This is a genomic window from Pseudarthrobacter defluvii (assembly GCF_030323865.1).
Classification (GTDB): domain Bacteria; phylum Actinomycetota; class Actinomycetes; order Actinomycetales; family Micrococcaceae; genus Arthrobacter; species Arthrobacter sedimenti.
The window spans coordinates 41,349-56,407 of sequence record NZ_CP066364.1 but is presented as its reverse complement, the minus strand read 5'-3'; the positions used below and the strand labels follow the sequence as shown (position 1 = coordinate 56,407).

The following is a 15,059-nucleotide window of genomic DNA, read 5'->3' as shown; positions in this document are numbered from 1 at the left end:
TGCGCCCGGGCTTGTAGAGCCGCAGACCGTCCGTGCCGCAGGCCCATTCCGGTGGCGGACGGTGTGCCTGCGGCGCGGACGATCTGCGGCGGGACGAACCACCCGAGACTCCCCTTCCGTCGTACCGGAAGCACTCCGAAAAGACCAGGACTTTGAACAACCTGAAGGACAGACCCATGACCACAAACTCCTCAGATCTGGCCCTCACGGTCGCCGTCACCCACCGTGGCGCTGGAAAAGAAGCCTTCGCGCACCTAACGCGGGGTGAATCCCTGGCCATGATTCCGCCGTTGATCCTCGAACTTTCCGGCAGGATCAGCCGCCGGGCTGCGCTCCTAGAGGCGTCATCAATCGACGCGGCCCACAGTTCCGATGACCTGGCCGCCCTCGCCTGGATTCAGCAATCCCTGGAAGATGTTGAAGCCACCATCATGGGACTGTCGGAGGTAAACCGCCGCCGTTCTGCAGCGTTCCACGGTCCTGCCCCTTCTTCTGCCGGAAGCCTTGGTCCCCTAGGTTCCGCCGGGGCCGCCGGGATTTGGGCCCTGGCTTGATCATGCCGGCGGGCTGCCGCTCCTCCGTTCCGTCCCAGGGACATTTGGCGTGTCCCAAAGTACTGATCACCGCCCTCAGATTAAGGATTTGACCATGCACGCAGCACCCGGTTGTCTCGTCGTCGCCGTTCACACCCGAAAAGAACTGGACGCCGCCCTGGATGAAGCGGTGGATCTGCTGAAGCCGGCGGCGATGGCTGAACACGTCGGCATCTCGGTGGCCCGCCTCGCCCCGGGCCGCTATGAAGCGCGCCTGGACAGCGACGTTCCACGCGGTGTGACACTCGAAAGGTGGGGGAGCGGGCTGCGATGAACGGACAGCAGAGCGATCTCTCCGGCGCGCCGGCTGGCAGCGTTTTTAGCATGGTCTGCCCCGCCGCCCGCCAGGCCGGCTGTTCCCTGCGTACGGCGGCTCTCGGCGCAGCGCCGGGGAGGAATGGGTTGAAAGAGTCGCTGACAGAATGCGAAATCGAAGTCTTCCTGTCCCTGGCCCGCGGGCACCGCATCGCTGTGAGGGATCATGAAACCGGGGCATTGTGGTACGGGCGGGTTGACATGACGTTTCCGGAACACGGATTTGTCTGGGTCATCACGGACGTCGGTGAGCGGAAGTTGCTCGACGTTGGCGTGCACACAATCTGGCGGCCGGAGGAGTCCGGCGCCTGCGGCCGCGTTCGCCGGGAAGCCGGTCGCCTTGGGCCTTCGACGATGAGCAGGGTGAGGGCCGTCTGACGCCGGGGGCAGGGCGTGGCCGCATGCAGCTGCGGCGTGGTGCGGCAGGAAAGAGGTCAGGGCCTCTTTGAATTGGTCGCGACCAAGCAACCAATACCCAAAAGAGACCCTGACATGAATAACTCTATGTCGTGTTCCGGTGGCCGCTGGTGCACGCGCGCGGATGCGCTGCTCGGTGTCGAGGGCGTCCGCGTCAGCTCCGTCACGGCAACCGGTACCGGCCTGCTTCTGGGCGTCGAAACCGGGGAGAACGTCACCGGCTGCGCCGACTGCGGCGTCATCGCGGTCGGGCATGGACGCCGCCAGGTCCGTCTCCATGACATTCCCTGTTTCGGCCGCCCGGTGCGGCTGCTGTGGGCCAAACGTGTCTGGCGGTGCCCGGACCCGGACTGCCCGAGAACGACGTTCACAGAGGAGCACCCGCTGGCAGGACCACGGGCGAAGCTCACCGCCAGGGCCGCCGGGTGGGCGACCGATGCGCTCCAGCATTTCGACACCTCGGTCTCCGCCTTGGCCCATCAGCTCGGCGTCTCCTGGCACACCGTCTGGGACGCGGTCAGGATCGAAGCCACCCGGCGGATCGCATCGACCGGCCGGCTGACCGGGGTAGATGCGCTCGGGGTCGATGAGCATGTCTGGTCCCACACCGGCCCGCCCGGAACCGGCATGGTCACCGGGATCGTGGACCACACCCGCGACCCCGCGGGGGTGGTGCACGCCAGGTTGCTTGACCTGGTTCCGGGCCGGTCGGGGAAGGCCTATGCGGACTGGCTCAAAGAACGCGGCGCAGGGTTCACTGCCGGGATCAAGACCGCCGCGCTGGATCCGTTCCGCGGCTACGCGAACGCGATCCGTGACGAGCTGCCCAAAGCCATCGCCGTTCTGAACGCGTTCCATGTCGTGAAGCTCGGCTCGGCCATGATCGACGAGGTCCGCCGCCGGGTCCAGCAGGACACCCTGGGACACCGCGGCCGCAAGGGCGACCCGCTCTACGGAATCCGTCGAACCCTGCAGATCGGCGCCGAACACCTCACCGACAAACAAGCCGCCCGGCTCGATGCTAAGCTCAGCGCCGGGGATCACGGCCACGAAGTCACCCTGGCCTGGCAGTGCTACCAGAAGCTCCGCAACATCTACCACGCCCGCCCGGAGCGGGGCCGGGAACTCGCCAACGAAGTAATCACATCATTCCCGACCTCCCCATCCCGGAAGTCGCCCGACTCGGGCGGACACTCAATGGAAGACAGCGATCCTAGCCTACTTCGACACCCACGGCGCTTCCAACGGACCCACCAAAGCGATCAATGGCGTCATCGAAACCACCCGCCGAATCGCCCGCGGCTTCCGCAACTTCACCAACTACAGACTCAGATGCCTACTGGCCGCCGGCGGCCACCGCCCCTACCGGAACAAACAGACCAACCATGCCTAAACGCGAAGCCGCTTTAAGTCTTCTAGACCAGGCGCCCCTGGAGTTCTTCTGCGGCTGCCCGGAGCATGCCCCCGAGGTCGCTGCGAAGCTCCTCCGACATGCGGTGGGCCGGCACAGATACGTTGATTCCGTAGACAGTGCCGCTTGGGCCGGCAACCGCGGCGGCGACCGATGTCACCCCGTCTTCGCTCTCTTCGCGGCTATTTGCGTAACCCCTGTGCCGGATTTCGTCGAGCTCCCTTTCAAGGTCCGACCTGGAGGTAATTGAGTTGGTAGTCAGCTTGGGGAGTTCCTGCCCTGGGTACAGATTCCGCAGCTGCTTCTCACCGAGGAGGCTCAGCATCGCTTTACCAGTCGCAGTGCAGTTTGCTGGCAAGGTGAGGCCCTGGCGGGAACCGACGCGGACCGCTCGCCTGCTTTCGATGGCGTCGATGAATTGGACGTCAGTCCTCTCAAGCCTGGCGAAGTGGACGGTTTCTCCCGTTTGTTCGAAGATCCGCTCGAGGACCGGCCGGGCCAGTGTCCGGATGTCCACCTGCCGTCTGATCGCAAAGGCAATCGAGCTCAGCGCCTGCCCAGGTTCGTAGGCCCGGGTCGCCGGGTTCTGCCGAACGAAGCCACGGTAGAGAAGCATGCCCATAAGCCGGTGCGCCGTCGACGACGCCACGCCCAAGTAAGTGCTGGCATCGGTCAGCCTGATGCTGGGCTGGGTTTCGAACAGCAGGAGCAGCCGCAGGGCGTTATCAACAGACTCGATGGGGTATTGCGGCGGCGGACCGTATTTGGATCCGTCTTCTGTCTCTGTCGATCGCATGCCTTGTATCGTACCCAGCGTCGGCGGGACTGTCGGCACTGCCGCGCTGGCCGGCTTCATGGGCTGACGCTCAGCCGGGCGAGCTCGTGTCGCCAGGCGGTCGCGATGTTGAACGGCCCTCCGAGATCTGGCAGCTCCGCCATGTCGGGACCGGGAAGGTCGTGCAGCTGCCCTCCGGCTGCTGTGATCTGAAGCGACAGGCCTGCCAAGGTGTTTACGCTGATGGCTTGGAGGACCGCCTGCTCCATCGTCGGCGCCGCGCTGGTGAGGCCGTGTCCGCGCAGCAGCACCACGGGCCGATCGCCCATGGCGTCGAGCATTTCCGCTGCGAGCTCGCGGTTTCGCACGAGCACTCCTCTGGGGTAGACGGGTATTCCGTCTGCCGCCAGGCGGGTGCCCGGGATGTCGAACGCCCCGACGATCGGCCGGATGGCGAGCCCTGCCAAGTCGGCGGCCACGACCTGCGGGGGGTGGGCATGCACAACGGAGTTGATATCCGGGCGCCGCCGCAGCAGCTCGGTGTGCAGAGGCAGCTCGTTGGGGACCGTGTAGCCGCTGTCGAGCTCGCCTTCGGCGGCGGGATTGCCGTCGAGGTCGACCAGCCGGATGTCGTTGGCTTCGGTGTGCGCGAGGCCACGCTCCTTGGGACCCCTGCAACGGACCAAGAGCTCGTTCTCCCCCGTTCGCGCACTGATGTGGCCGAGGATTCCGTCGGCGAGGCCGCGGCCGGCCAGGACCCGGCAGGCCATTGCGATGGCCTGCCGTTGCTCTTCGTGGACCACCGGCGGCTGACTTCCCCGCATCAGAGTGCCGCCGTCGGCCGGGGCTCGAGCAGGAGCTCGAGTTTGTCGCGCAGTTCCTGCACGCCGATCCCTGATCCCATGCCGCGGCGGCAGGCAAGCAGGGCCTTCGGCCAGTTCACGATCGCGGCACCGTACAGTTCCACTCCGTCGGTGGTGTAGAGCGCTGCGAACCGACCGTGCAGCTCAGGGTCTCCGATGAGGACATGGTCGGCGTTGCCTCCCACGCGACCGACGACCTGGATTTTCCAGTCGTGCTGGTCGCTCCAGACGTATTCAACCGGTGTGTACTCGCGGGGACTGTCCGGATGGGTGATGTTGTGGGCGACGCATGAGGCTTGCTCAACCGCGTTTGTCCAGTGCTCGATCCGGATGTCCGCACCGTGCTTCTGATGCCGCCAGCGCGCCACGTCGCCGACGCCATACACGTTCGGGGCGTCCACAGCCCTGCAGAACTCGTCCAGCACGACGCCGTTGTCCACCAGCAGTCCCGAGGAGGCCAGCCAGGCGTCGTTGGGAACCGCGCCGATCCCGATGAGAACGGTGGCGGCTTGTACTGTCTGGCCGTTGGTAAGCCTGACGCTGAAGGACCCGTGCTCGCCCTCAATGGCCTCGACTCCGGTGCCAAAGATCGTGGTGACGCCGTTGTTGCGGTGGAGTTCTCCAAACAGCTGTCCGATTTCGGCGTTGAAGATGCGGCTCATTGGTATGGGCATCGGGTCGATGACTGTCACTTCCAGACCGAGCGTACGTGCCGTCGCGGCTGCTTCGGCACCGATGAAACCGGCGCCGATCACTGCCAGTTCCCCGCCTTTGAGGAGGTCGGCGCGCAGTTTCCGGGCATCGTCCAGGGAACGGAGCACGTGGATCCCGGGCCGTTGGCCCCAGGGTGAGGGTCGGGCAGATGCGCCCGTGGCGATCACAAGGTTGTCGAAGTGTAGGGGTTCGTGGTCCTGGAGGTACAACAGGTTTCCGGCGACATCGATGCCTGTGGCGGCGTGCCCGAGCAGCAGCCGGATGCTGGCTTCCTCCGCCTGCTCGCGGGTAAGGAGGCGGATGGACGACTCCTCTGCTTTGCCGGAGAGGACGGATTTGGACAACGGCGGCTTGTCGTACGGGAGTTCCGTCTCAGCACCGACGAGGACGATGTCGCCTTCATACCCCTCCAGGCGCAGGGACTGGGCAGCACGCACGCCGCCGATTGAGGAGCCGACGATAACTGTGGTCGTGTTCATCAGTCCTCCACTACTAGGGCGGACACCGGGCAGCTGCGGGCAGCCTCGGTGACACGGGAACGCTCGGCCTCGGGAACTTTGGTCCTGAGGAGAACAACGATTCCGTCGTCATCCAGATCAAAGTAGTCGGTTGCCCCAACGACGCAGTTGGCGTAGCCCTGGCAGGCTTGCAGATCTGCTTTTACGGTAGGCATTGTCAATCTCCTTGGCCTCTAGATGTTGTTTTTGTTCTGGGGCGGCTGCTCGTCCTCGGTGACAAGCGGCCCGAACGGATGCCCGATCATGGCCGAGAAGGTTGCCGGCGCCTGCCAGGTGAGGGCTTCCAGCTCCAGGGGGCACAGGGACACCCACTGGCCGGAGCGCGGGGACTTGATCATCAGCCGCGAGCCGTTCCGCGTCTCGACGCGGCTTACCTGGACTTCGGAGAATTCGTTGGCGATCACGATCGGAGCGCCGTTGACCCGTGCTTCCAGCCGGTCGCGCTCCTCCGCCGCTCGAATGGCGGCAAGGCGGTCCTCCTCTTCGCCTTCCCATTCGAGTTTCATAGGAATATGGCCAGATTCTGCATCCGGATGACCGCCTCGTCGACCATGATGGTGCGGCGGGCGAGCTGCCAGCCGGAGCCGGTGCGGCGCAGCAGATCCTCCCTGCCTGCCGACACGGTCGCGGCCTCGCGGACGTCGCCCCGGCTGCGGAACAGCAGGACCGCCGAATCCACGATGATCTCATCCGGGTTACCGGTACGGAACGTCCGGACGTTGGTGACGTAGTGGCGCAGCCGCGACGGAGGGTCTTCGGTCCAGGCGTGTTCCGTGGCGAAGCGCGCCGCCCTGCGGCTCAGCGAGTACTTGTTTTCATCCATGTGCGCCATCCCGGGAGACGTGCTGTAACCGGCCCCGAGGGCAGTGGTCACCCTCACCGGCATGAGATAGTGCACGTCGTCCGTGAGGCGGCTCAGCCACTCGTCGTACTCCTGTGCGTCGAGCAAATAGGATTCATCGACAAGCCACTTGTGGGCTTGCAGATGAAGTTCATCATTGAACGGCAGGGAGTCACCCGTCCTCTGAGTACGGGGGGCGTGCCCTCCCAGCACCGACTGCTCCGAGAGAGATTTGTTGCTGCGTTCGGTTACGGCTTCAATACCCACGGCTAGCCCTCCTTCGAAACGGTCATTGCCGGGGCGTGCCCGTTGTGCTCAGCGGGAGCCGGGAAAGAATCCGGGGTGTCAGACGGACAGTCCTGCACCGGATTGCTGCCGACGTGCACCTGGGCCGCTTTTTCCATCGGTCGTTCAAGATGGTTGGCCCATCGCAGGAGCAGTTCACGCTGGTTGTATTCGCTGTATCCGACGCGGGTCGAGCCGGGGCCGGAGTACTGCTCGGGGGTCAGGGGTTCGACGACGTTCTGTCCGTTTTCCAGCATGCCCATGCGGCTGTTCAGCAGCAGGCGCCGTGCCATCGGGCCGCCGGCGGTGCTGGTCAAGGAAACCCAGTTTTCCACGTCGTCCTGCTCGAACATGCCGCCGCTGCCAAAGCACATGAGATAGGCCTTGTAGGAACGTGCCTTAAACTCTTCGGGCGCGTTCTTGTCGACGGCGAACCACGATACGATCTCGGTCTCGTCTTCACTGATTGGCTGCCACTGCCGGATGGAGATGAACGGGAGCACTTCATCGGAGTCTTCTTCGACCCGTGGCCAGTTGTGCACGAAGCTCATGTTCGGGAACACCGACGCCGCCGACACCATGAACCCGTCCTTGCCCACGACGTCGAGCTGCTCCTGGCTCCACTGCTCTTTCATGCGGGCGATCATCTCGTCCGGGTAGCCCACGTAGCGGAGGCGGTCTTCCAGGCTTCCTTCGGGAAGCTTGTAGGTAGTTCCGCCGCCGTTGCCGGCCCAATAGGTTGTCCCGTCCTTGCGCTTTTCCGCCTTTGGTTCGCGGAACAAACCAATTTCGACGACGGAGGTGTGGGTCTGGGGGGTGTGATACATGTCGCCGGCGAAGTTTTCGGCTCCGATTTTCCAGTTGGCCTTGACCCGCCACCGCTGCGGCCCGCGCAGTTCAATCCCGCCGGAGCTTTGCTTCGTGTAGTAGTCCATGTAGAACTTGAAGTCACCCAGGAAGTCCTCCAACGGCTCTGCGTCAGGATCCAGGCTGACGAAGATAAGGCCGTTGTAGATGCCCAGGGAAGGAGCAGGCAGCAACGTCTGCCCCTGCTTCTTGAAGCCCTCTTCGCCGCCGTATGCCTCTTTGTGGAAGGGCAGTCCGACTATGCGGCCGTCGTTACGGTAGGACCACCCGTGGTACGGGCAACGGAAGTGGGAAGCGTTTCCCATCTCCGTGCGGCAGACCTGCATGCCGCGGTGAAGGCACATGTTGAACAGTGCCCGGATTTCTCCATGTTCATCACGGGAAATGATGAATGAGTCTTCCAGGACGCGGCGCACCACGTAGTCGCCAGCTTCGGGCACCTCGGATTCGTGGGCGACGAAAAGCCAGCTGCGACCAAAGACCCGCTCCTTTTCAAGCTCGAAGATCTCTTTGTCGTTGTAAATGTGTGCAGGGATCATGCCCTGCCGTACATCCTGAATCACGCCGCTGTGGTCAGTCATTGATGGATCTCCTTGTCCGGGCCGGCAAGACGCCAGTCATCTCTGGTAATCAGAGATAGTTTCTTTTAGAAAGAGAATGACCTAAAGTGTGGCGTTCGTCAAGCCCCAGTCGGCCGAGTGGCCGAGGCCCCGCCGGACCGCGTCCGTTGGCCGGGATTCAGTGACCGTTTTCCGCAGCATCTGAGTCCCGCGCAGCAGTTTCGCCCATATCCAGGCGGGCCAGATCGTTCATGTCGTCGGCGGTCAGGGTGAAATCGAACGCAGAGATGTTCTCTCTCAACCAGACGGGGTCCGAAGCCTGCGGGATGGGCACCAGGTCCTGCTGAATGTGCCATCGCAGCAGGACCTGGGCAGGTGACCTGTTCAGACGGTCGGCGATGGCCACCACAAGGGGGTTCGCACGCAGTCCGGATTCACGGCCGATCGGGCTCCAGGATTGGGTGAGGATTCCCAGCTCCCGGTGGACCGCACGCGGTTGTGTGCGCGCCAGAGCGGGACTTAGCTGAATCTGGTTGACGTCCGGAACGACTCCGGTCGCTTCGATGATTTTCCTCAGGTGGGCCGGCTTGAAGTTGGAGACGCCGATGGCCTTGACGGCGCCTTCCTCTAACAGGGTTACAAGGCCTTTCCATGCCTCCGCATACGCGCCAAGCGCCGGCACCGGCCAATGGCACATGAACATGTCCAGATAGTCGACCCTAAGCTTCCGCAGGCTTTCGTCGTACGCCCGACGGACGCCGTCGACGCTGTGGGACTCCTTGTTGAACTTGCTGGAAATAAAGAGTTCCGCCCGCGGGACGCCGGCGGTTCTGATGCCGCGGCCCACGGCTTCTTCGTTGCGGTATTGAACGGCCGTGTCGACCAGCCTGTAGCCGGTCTGCACGGCACAGCGGACGGCTTGCTCGCATTCGGCGTCCAGCATCGGCCATGTTCCGAGGCCGATCCGCGGCATACTGTGTCCGTTCAGCAAGGGCAGCCTTGAGGTCGCACCTGGTCTCGGAGCCGTACTCGTTTCATTTATCATCGGAGGGCCTCGTCTTTCGGATCTGTCGATAGTTTGCTAAACGGCTGAAGCCTCAGCTCTTTATGTTTGGGCCATCACGGGTGCGGTCAGCTCAAGGTAGGCGTTTGCCTCCTGCAAGCCAACGCCGCCGCCACACTTGTTGTCGATGTCGAACAGACTGGCCAGATGCGGCAGCTCGGCACGGTCGCCGTAATCCAGCAAGTGAAGCACAACGCATAACTGCTGTCCAGATGTTAATTCCGTTCAGCAGAGAACTGGCGAGATCTGCCGGTGTGGCAGTGGTAGCCGCCCGCCCAGCGCCGTCTGGCCTGTAATCCTCGCCAGTGGGGGCCATTAAACGCATCGCCATGAGATAGCTTCGGATAGGGCCAAGCCTCCCGGAGACCGCCTCCCTTTTGAAGAAGAGCGACCCGGGCCATGTCGAGGCGTTGGCCCGGGCTTTGTCCGTGCTGAAGGCCTATCAGCAGCCAGGACAGGCCATTGTCGGTCTCGGATGTTGCCGAGTTCGTCGGGATCGCCAGGACCGCGGCGGGGCGATTCATCCTCACCCTGGAATACCTGGGTTATCTGTCCTACGACGCCAGTGGCTATTCCTTGCGGCTAGCAGTGCTGGAGATCGGGGATGCCTATCTGCTGAGCCATAAGCTGCTGGCGGTGGCCCATCCGCACCTTGCGTCGCTGGTGCAGGAGGCTGGCGAGACAGCATCGCTGACGGTGCTGCACCGGGGCAGCGTGGTCTACGTGGACCGGGTCCACGCCGACCGCGTCCTGACCGTCAACATCATCATCGGCACCAGCCTGCCGGCGTACGCGACGGCGACCGGGCGCGTCCTTCTCTCCGGGCTCACCGAGGGGGAGCTTGATGAATATCTGGAAGCCCTGGTGCCGGAAAGCCTGACCGGCAACACCGCGATCGACCGCGAGGAAATCCGGAAGAGGATAACCGCGGCCCGGGAGCAAGGCTGGTCGCTGGCCGACCAGGAGCTGACCGAGGGCCTGCGGTCCATTGCCGTCCCCGTGCGGGATGCCGGGACCGGCATCATCGCGGCCGTAAACGTCTCCGCGCACGCCACCCGCGTCAGCGCCGATGCCCTGCGCACCACCGTCCTGCCCCGCCTGCTGGGGGCCCGGCAGGCATCGCAGCCGAGCTCGCCGCCGGCGATGCCTGTTCCAACCGGGTTTTCGATTCCAATGTGCGCGAGTCTACCGCGACTGGGCGTGCAGCTGAGCGCCTGCGGCCGGTAACAGCTCGCTGTCCGACGTCCCTCCGCCACCGCTGGCCGGCTCCGTCAGGAACGGCCGGAGGCGGGGATCGGCGCGTGGGCCTAGACCAGCAGGCCCTGCAATTCTTCAGCGGCCGCCTGAAGCTTGGCACCGAGTTCGACGCGGAGTTGGTCCGACATGCGGTGGGCCGGCACCGAGACGTTGAGGGCGTAGGGGGTGCCGCTTGGATCGGTGAGGGCGACGGCGACGGACGTCACGCCGTCCTCGCTTTCTTCGTCACTGCTTGCAAAACCGGTCTGCCTGATCTTGTCCAGAGCCGATTCCAGGTCCGCCCGGGACGTGATGGAGGCCTTGGTCAGGCCGGGGAGCTCTTGCTGGGGGTAAAGGTTCCGTAGCTGGTCATCGCTGAGCCGGCTCAACATGGCTTTTCCCGTGGCGGCGCAGTTGGCGGGAATCATCCGGCCCTGACGGGAGCCAACGCGCACCGCGCGGGAGCTTTCGATGGCATCGAGGAAATGCGTGTCTGTTCCCTCAAGCCTAGCGAAGTGGACGGTCTCCCCGGTTTCGTCGAAGAGCCGTTCCAGGAACGGGCGGGCGACGGTCCGGACGTCGCTCTGGCGTCGGATGGCGAAAGCGATGGAGCCCAGTGCCTGGCCAGGTTCATAGGCCCGGGTGGCCGGATTCCGGCGCACGAATCCACGGTAGAGCAACATGCCCATGAGCCGGTGGGCAGTCGAGGAAGCTACACCCAGATACTTGCTTGCGTCCGTCAGCCTGATGCTGGGCTGGGTCTCGAAAAGCAGGAGGAGGCGGAGGGCGTTGTCAACAGATTCTATGGGGTACTGCGGAGGAGGGCCGTATTTTGCCCTGTCGTCCGCATCTGTTGATCGCATTTTACTAATCATACCCAGCGTCGGCGGGGCTGTCGGAATCGCCAGGCTTGACGGGCTGACGCCCAGCCTGGCGATTCCGTGCCTCCAGGCGGTCGCTATGTTGAACGGCCCTCCGAGGTCCGGCAGCTCCGCCATGTCGGGACCGGGAAGGTTTCCGGTGCATCGGAGTCGCAGGCAGTGGAGAGTGCGAAGTCGAAGACGGAGATGTTTTCGCTGAGCCAGATGGGTACTGACGTCTGGACGATGGGTACGAGGCCCTATTGGACGTGCCAGCGGAGCAGGACCTCGGTCGGAGCGACCGGAGCAAGCTAGATGGTTATGTGCCATAACCCGCGTGTTGATCCACGGCCTGCGGCCCTGGATGCGGCACACTCGTCAGTGTGGCCCGGAGATTCCGGGGCGCTGCGCTGGGCATTGGGGGAGGGGACCGGGATGACTGAAGAGCCGAAGTCGCCACGCCGGATCTCCCGCCGCCGCCGCGCCAACATTGACGGCGACACCCAGTACGTGCGGGTGTCGATGTCGGAGTTCGAACGTGCTCAGTTGAAGGTGCTGGAGGAACGGACCGGGCGCAGCCCCTCGGAGATTCTGGTCAGCGCTGCCCTGTACGCGGAGAACTCCGAGTCGCTGGATGAGCGGCGGGCGATGGCCGTTGAATTCATTGCGGCCCGCCGCTACCTTGCTGCCCTGTCGAACAACGTCAACCAGCTCGCCCGGCACGCGAACGCCACGGACGAATTCCCGGAAGCAGCCCGCACGGTGTTGACCCGGGTGCGTGCGGTCGCGGACCGGATCAACACGATGCTTGATTCGATGGTTCGCTGATGATTCCCAACATCACCAAGGGCACCCGTATGCACGGGCTCATCGCCTACCTTGCCGGTCCGGGCCGGGCGAACGAACACACCGACCCACACCTGGTCGCGGGCTCACCGTCGATCATGGCCTGGCACAACGATGACGAACTGAACGCCGACGCGGCGCAGGCCATTGCCAAGGAATTGGACCGGGCAAGAAGCGTCCTGGGCGTCGAGATTCCCGGCGGCCATGTCTGGCACTGCTCGCTTTCGCTGCGCGCCGAGGAAGGCGACCTTACCGACCAGAAGTGGGCTGAGATTGCGCAGGACTTCATGGACGAGATGGGCTTCACCGAAGCCAGCGGACGGGCGCCGGCCCAGTGGGTGGCGGTCCGTCACGGCCACAGCAAAGCCGGAAACGACCACATCCACATCGCTGCCTCCATGGTCCGCGAGGACGGCACGAAGTGGAGCAGCTGGCGGGACTTCCCCCGCGCGCAACAGGCCGCCCGGGAGCTTGAGAAAAAGTACGGCCTGGAAGAACTTTCGCCCACGCATTCCACCCGTGGCCTCCGGCCCGGTGAACGTGAAGCGTCCGAGCGGCGGGGAGCCCCGGAACCGGAACGCCGGTCCCTGGAACGCAAGGTCCGTGCCTGCGCGACGTCCGCCCAGGATGAGGCCGAATTCATTCGACGCCTTCGCCGTGCCGGTGCCCTGGTCAGGCCGCGGTACGCGTCCGGACGTGACGACGTCGTGGTCGGCTACAGCGTGGCAGAACGTCCTCCCAAAGGTGGCCGGCCTGTGTGGTTCGGCGGCGGTCACCTCGCCAAAGACCTTGCTCTGCCCAAGCTCCGCGCCGAGTGGCCTGACAGCCCACAAGGTGCCGCCGAGGCGGTCGCCGAATGGCAGGCAGCTGCACGTGGACGCCGCCCGGTCACGATCGGCCGCGAAGCCCACGAACCGGACCCGCAAATGTGGGAGCAGTACAGCGACGAAGTTGCCCGGCTCCGCGAAACGCTGCGCTCCGTCCCGCTGGACGATCACGCGACCTGGGCGCAGGTTGCACGCGAGACATCCGGCGCCTTCGCCGCCTGGTCCACGGCAACCGAGGCGACGCCCGGACCACTCGCAGCAGCGGCCGACGAGCTGTCCAAGACAGCACAACTGCGGCGTTACCCAGTCCGCCCCATCCGCAGCGCAGGACCATCTGCCCGCGGAGCCTCGCTCATGCTCATGGCAGCTTCGATGGGCGGCACCGGAACAGCCGCGCAGGCAATCATGCTGCGCCAGCTGCTCAACGTCGCAAAGGCCGTCCACGACATGCACAAGGCCTCAAATGATCTGCGCCGAGCACGCCAGATCAGCCACATGGTGAAGCACCAACTGAGCCAGGTCGCGGCCGCACTGCCCGCCGTCCCAGCGTCAACGCCCACAGCGGATAGCGAAGCTGCCGCCGCGGTACGCGCGAGCACAGCCGGCCAGGTTGCCGGTCGGCCCGCGGGGTCCGTGCTGCTGCCGGAATATGTGCAGGCACGCACCCACGCGGGCACCCGAAGCGGGAATACCCGCCCAGACATTGAGAGATAACACCAAGGAGGGGAACCATGAGCGAATCTGACGGCATTGATGAGGCTCTTGAGGGAATGTCGCGCGTTGCGCTGACCGTCGCCGGCCGGCTCGGTGAGCAGCTGGCCAGAGCCCGCGAGCAAGAGCTGCGCCGCGCCCAAGCGGCCGAGGAACAACAGGCCCGCGAACTGCAGGCACGGTTCGATGCCGAGCGGGCAGCTGCCCGTGCACAGCTCGCCCCCGTCATGGACAACCGGTGGTGGGACACGGCCACCGGCCGCGACATCGAAAGGGCACATGAGGCGGCCACCGCGTGGAAAGACCACGATCCGGCGGCGCGCGACGCGGCCGAGGTGATCCGTGACCAGGTGCAGCGCCGCTACGGCTTGGACGTGGACAACCTCGGTGCCAATGAAGCAACGGTGGCGGAGGCCCTGGCTAAAGCCGAGCGGGACCGCGAACAGGCAGAACAGGAACGCCGTTCCGGCCGTGACGAGAACGCCCAGGCTGTGCAACTGCTGGCCGAGGCCGATCGGGAAGACAGGAAGCGCGCCGAGGCCGTTGATCAGCCCTCAAGGGAGGACTTGGACGAAGCGCTGGCCTGGCTCCGGGAGACCAAACCCATCGAGGCACACAACTGGGAACAGCGGCACAAATTTGCAGACGGCGTAGCCGTCGAGGACGACATGGAAAGGCGGCTGATTGAAGACTGGACAGCCGCCCGTGCCGATCACCGCCCCGAGCAGTTGCGTGGCGAAGCAGGAGCCACATACGACTCAGCCGAGCGCCGACAGGAACTGGCGGCCAGCCTCGAAGGGGTTGCTGACCGCGAGGCTGTAGATGCACGGCTCGTTGCGGACCAGGATCAGGGCACTCCGCCCAGCGCAGCCGTAGGCAAGGGATCGAGGCCTGCAAAGGCCCGCAAGACGCGCGGAGCCAACGGCCCGACAAAGCTCCTTCAAAAGGGCATGAGCCGGTAAGCCCTGCAGGCCGTCCAGCCCAGGAAATCTCACCGGATGGCCCGGGGCCCGCAAATTGGCCCCGGCTGGGTGCTGCTCACATTAGGATGTCCGGGTGACCGCTGAACCCGGCAAGCGCCGCTTTCTGACCATCGAGCAGGTCGCCGAAGAATTGAAGTGCAAAAGCAGCCTCATCCGGAACCTCATTCATACTGGAGAGCTTCGCGCTTTTCAGGTTGGGGGCCGGGGGCTCTGGCGCGTTGGGCGCCAGGATCTCGAGGACTATATCGCAGATGCTTACCGGCGCACCGCTGAGCGGATCGCCGCGGGCGAACTGGCGGACAACGTGCCGGAAGGGGAATAGGGGCGCTGGAGGGGCGGAAACCCCTGTGCTCCCGGGCGGTCCGGCGTCTCCA

General features: G+C 64.7%; 18 protein-coding genes and 1 pseudogene. 9 read left to right on the top strand and 10 right to left on the bottom strand.

The window, feature by feature from the left end; all coding sequences use genetic code 11:
• The first annotated feature begins 176 nt into the window (after nucleotides 1–176).
• The 4 genes and pseudogenes from JCQ34_RS20760 (at nucleotide 177) to JCQ34_RS20745 (ending at nucleotide 2,718) form a co-directional block, all read left to right on the top strand.
• Nucleotides 177–554, top strand: a complete 378-nt coding sequence (locus JCQ34_RS20760; RefSeq protein ID WP_047040757.1) for a hypothetical protein — start codon at nucleotides 177–179, stop codon at nucleotides 552–554.
• Between the two features lie 94 nt (nucleotides 555–648).
• Complete coding sequence (locus JCQ34_RS20755) at nucleotides 649–867, top strand: hypothetical protein (RefSeq protein ID WP_047040755.1); 219 nt, start codon at nucleotides 649–651, stop codon at nucleotides 865–867.
• Nucleotides 864–1,286 carry a hypothetical protein gene (locus JCQ34_RS20750; protein WP_156525812.1) on the top strand — a complete coding sequence of 141 codons (423 nt, stop codon included), beginning with the start codon at nucleotides 864–866 and terminating at the stop codon, nucleotides 1,284–1,286. The genes JCQ34_RS20755 and JCQ34_RS20750 overlap by 4 nt, the downstream gene beginning before the upstream one ends.
• A gap of 114 nt (nucleotides 1,287–1,400) precedes the next feature.
• A pseudogene (locus JCQ34_RS20745) lies at nucleotides 1,401–2,718 on the top strand (ISL3 family transposase).
• Nucleotides 2,719–2,740: 22 nt separating this feature from the next.
• Here the strand turns inward: JCQ34_RS20745 and JCQ34_RS20740 are convergent.
• The 9 genes from JCQ34_RS20740 to JCQ34_RS20700 all read right to left on the bottom strand — a co-directional run bounded on the left by JCQ34_RS20740 (nucleotide 2,741) and on the right by JCQ34_RS20700 (nucleotide 9,414).
• Nucleotides 2,741–3,532 (bottom strand): IclR family transcriptional regulator, encoded by a 792-nt coding sequence (locus JCQ34_RS20740; RefSeq protein WP_047040750.1) that lies wholly within the window; start codon nucleotides 3,530–3,532, stop codon nucleotides 2,741–2,743.
• 56 nt (nucleotides 3,533–3,588) lie between these two features.
• Nucleotides 3,589–4,335, bottom strand: a complete 747-nt coding sequence (locus JCQ34_RS20735) for a class II aldolase/adducin family protein (RefSeq protein ID WP_047040748.1) — start codon at nucleotides 4,333–4,335, stop codon at nucleotides 3,589–3,591.
• Entirely contained in the window at nucleotides 4,335–5,567 is a 1,233-nt protein-coding gene (locus JCQ34_RS20730) for an NAD(P)/FAD-dependent oxidoreductase (protein WP_264963629.1), read from the bottom strand. The genes JCQ34_RS20735 and JCQ34_RS20730 overlap by 1 nt, the downstream gene beginning before the upstream one ends.
• Nucleotides 5,567–5,761 (bottom strand): ferredoxin, encoded by a 195-nt coding sequence (locus JCQ34_RS20725; protein WP_264963630.1) that lies wholly within the window; start codon nucleotides 5,759–5,761, stop codon nucleotides 5,567–5,569. The genes JCQ34_RS20730 and JCQ34_RS20725 overlap by 1 nt, the downstream gene beginning before the upstream one ends.
• Nucleotides 5,762–5,779: 18 nt before the next feature.
• Nucleotides 5,780–6,112: a hypothetical protein gene (locus JCQ34_RS20720; protein WP_047040740.1), complete on the bottom strand. Its 333-nt coding sequence runs from the start codon at nucleotides 6,110–6,112 to the stop codon at nucleotides 5,780–5,782.
• The gene (locus tag JCQ34_RS20715) at nucleotides 6,109–6,708 is read right to left on the bottom strand and encodes a 3-phenylpropionate/cinnamic acid dioxygenase subunit beta (RefSeq protein WP_095795377.1); all 600 of its coding nucleotides are present in this window, start codon (nucleotides 6,706–6,708) and stop codon (nucleotides 6,109–6,111) included. The genes JCQ34_RS20720 and JCQ34_RS20715 overlap by 4 nt, the downstream gene beginning before the upstream one ends.
• Before the next feature lie 8 nt (nucleotides 6,709–6,716).
• Complete coding sequence (locus JCQ34_RS20710) at nucleotides 6,717–8,180, bottom strand: aromatic ring-hydroxylating dioxygenase subunit alpha (protein ID WP_286404956.1); 1,464 nt, start codon at nucleotides 8,178–8,180, stop codon at nucleotides 6,717–6,719.
• Nucleotides 8,181–8,337: 157 nt separating this feature from the next.
• Nucleotides 8,338–9,204 carry an aldo/keto reductase gene (locus tag JCQ34_RS20705; protein ID WP_047040723.1) on the bottom strand — a complete coding sequence of 289 codons (867 nt, stop codon included), beginning with the start codon at nucleotides 9,202–9,204 and terminating at the stop codon, nucleotides 8,338–8,340.
• 60 nt (nucleotides 9,205–9,264) lie between these two features.
• Complete coding sequence (locus JCQ34_RS20700) at nucleotides 9,265–9,414, bottom strand: hypothetical protein (RefSeq protein ID WP_157894436.1); 150 nt, start codon at nucleotides 9,412–9,414, stop codon at nucleotides 9,265–9,267.
• Between the two features lie 270 nt (nucleotides 9,415–9,684).
• Between JCQ34_RS20700 and JCQ34_RS20695 the strand changes: the two genes are divergently transcribed.
• Complete coding sequence (locus JCQ34_RS20695; RefSeq protein ID WP_286404955.1) at nucleotides 9,685–10,449, top strand: IclR family transcriptional regulator domain-containing protein; 765 nt, start codon at nucleotides 9,685–9,687, stop codon at nucleotides 10,447–10,449.
• An 80-nt stretch (nucleotides 10,450–10,529) separates the two neighbouring features.
• On the opposite strand, the gene JCQ34_RS20690 is transcribed toward JCQ34_RS20695, so the two are convergent.
• Nucleotides 10,530–11,321, bottom strand: coding sequence for an IclR family transcriptional regulator (locus JCQ34_RS20690; RefSeq protein WP_264963634.1), 792 nt, complete (start codon nucleotides 11,319–11,321; stop codon nucleotides 10,530–10,532).
• Between the two features lie 432 nt (nucleotides 11,322–11,753).
• Here JCQ34_RS20690 and JCQ34_RS20685 point away from each other — a divergent pair, with 432 nt between their 5' ends.
• The 4 genes from JCQ34_RS20685 to JCQ34_RS20670 all read left to right on the top strand — a co-directional run bounded on the left by JCQ34_RS20685 (nucleotide 11,754) and on the right by JCQ34_RS20670 (nucleotide 15,007).
• Nucleotides 11,754–12,146, top strand: a complete 393-nt coding sequence (locus JCQ34_RS20685; RefSeq protein WP_264963635.1) for a MobC family plasmid mobilization relaxosome protein — start codon at nucleotides 11,754–11,756, stop codon at nucleotides 12,144–12,146.
• Nucleotides 12,146–13,705, top strand: coding sequence for a relaxase/mobilization nuclease domain-containing protein (locus tag JCQ34_RS20680; protein WP_264963636.1), 1,560 nt, complete (start codon nucleotides 12,146–12,148; stop codon nucleotides 13,703–13,705). The genes JCQ34_RS20685 and JCQ34_RS20680 overlap by 1 nt, the downstream gene beginning before the upstream one ends.
• A gap of 17 nt (nucleotides 13,706–13,722) precedes the next feature.
• Nucleotides 13,723–14,664, top strand: coding sequence for a hypothetical protein (locus tag JCQ34_RS20675; RefSeq protein WP_264963637.1), 942 nt, complete (start codon nucleotides 13,723–13,725; stop codon nucleotides 14,662–14,664).
• 94 nt (nucleotides 14,665–14,758) lie between these two features.
• Entirely contained in the window at nucleotides 14,759–15,007 is a 249-nt protein-coding gene (locus JCQ34_RS20670) for a helix-turn-helix domain-containing protein (protein ID WP_264963638.1), read from the top strand.
• The last annotated feature ends 52 nt before the right edge of the window (nucleotides 15,008–15,059 follow it).

Bases quoted from the DNA above. Each gene is read 5' to 3' on its own strand.
- JCQ34_RS20760 (WP_047040757.1), top strand. From the start codon at position 177: ATGACCACAAACTCCTCAGATCTGGCCCTCACGGTCGCCGTCACCCAC.
- JCQ34_RS20680 (WP_264963636.1), top strand. From the start codon at position 12,146: ATGATTCCCAACATCACCAAGGGCACCCGTATGCACGGGCTCATCGCC.
- JCQ34_RS20740 (WP_047040750.1), bottom strand. From the start codon at position 3,532: ATGCGATCGACAGAGACAGAAGACGGATCCAAATACGGTCCGCCGCCG.
- JCQ34_RS20730 (WP_264963629.1), bottom strand. From the start codon at position 5,567: ATGAACACGACCACAGTTATCGTCGGCTCCTCAATCGGCGGCGTGCGT.
- JCQ34_RS20750 (WP_156525812.1), top strand. From the start codon at position 864: ATGAACGGACAGCAGAGCGATCTCTCCGGCGCGCCGGCTGGCAGCGTT.
- JCQ34_RS20755 (WP_047040755.1), top strand. From the start codon at position 649: ATGCACGCAGCACCCGGTTGTCTCGTCGTCGCCGTTCACACCCGAAAA.
- JCQ34_RS20685 (WP_264963635.1), top strand. From the start codon at position 11,754: ATGACTGAAGAGCCGAAGTCGCCACGCCGGATCTCCCGCCGCCGCCGC.
- JCQ34_RS20705 (WP_047040723.1), bottom strand. From the start codon at position 9,204: ATGATAAATGAAACGAGTACGGCTCCGAGACCAGGTGCGACCTCAAGG.
- JCQ34_RS20710 (WP_286404956.1), bottom strand. From the start codon at position 8,180: ATGACTGACCACAGCGGCGTGATTCAGGATGTACGGCAGGGCATGATC.
- JCQ34_RS20675 (WP_264963637.1), top strand. From the start codon at position 13,723: ATGAGCGAATCTGACGGCATTGATGAGGCTCTTGAGGGAATGTCGCGC.
- JCQ34_RS20725 (WP_264963630.1), bottom strand. From the start codon at position 5,761: ATGCCTACCGTAAAAGCAGATCTGCAAGCCTGCCAGGGCTACGCCAAC.
- JCQ34_RS20720 (WP_047040740.1), bottom strand. From the start codon at position 6,112: ATGAAACTCGAATGGGAAGGCGAAGAGGAGGACCGCCTTGCCGCCATT.
- JCQ34_RS20690 (WP_264963634.1), bottom strand. From the start codon at position 11,321: ATGCGATCAACAGATGCGGACGACAGGGCAAAATACGGCCCTCCTCCG.
- JCQ34_RS20735 (WP_047040748.1), bottom strand. From the start codon at position 4,335: ATGCGGGGAAGTCAGCCGCCGGTGGTCCACGAAGAGCAACGGCAGGCC.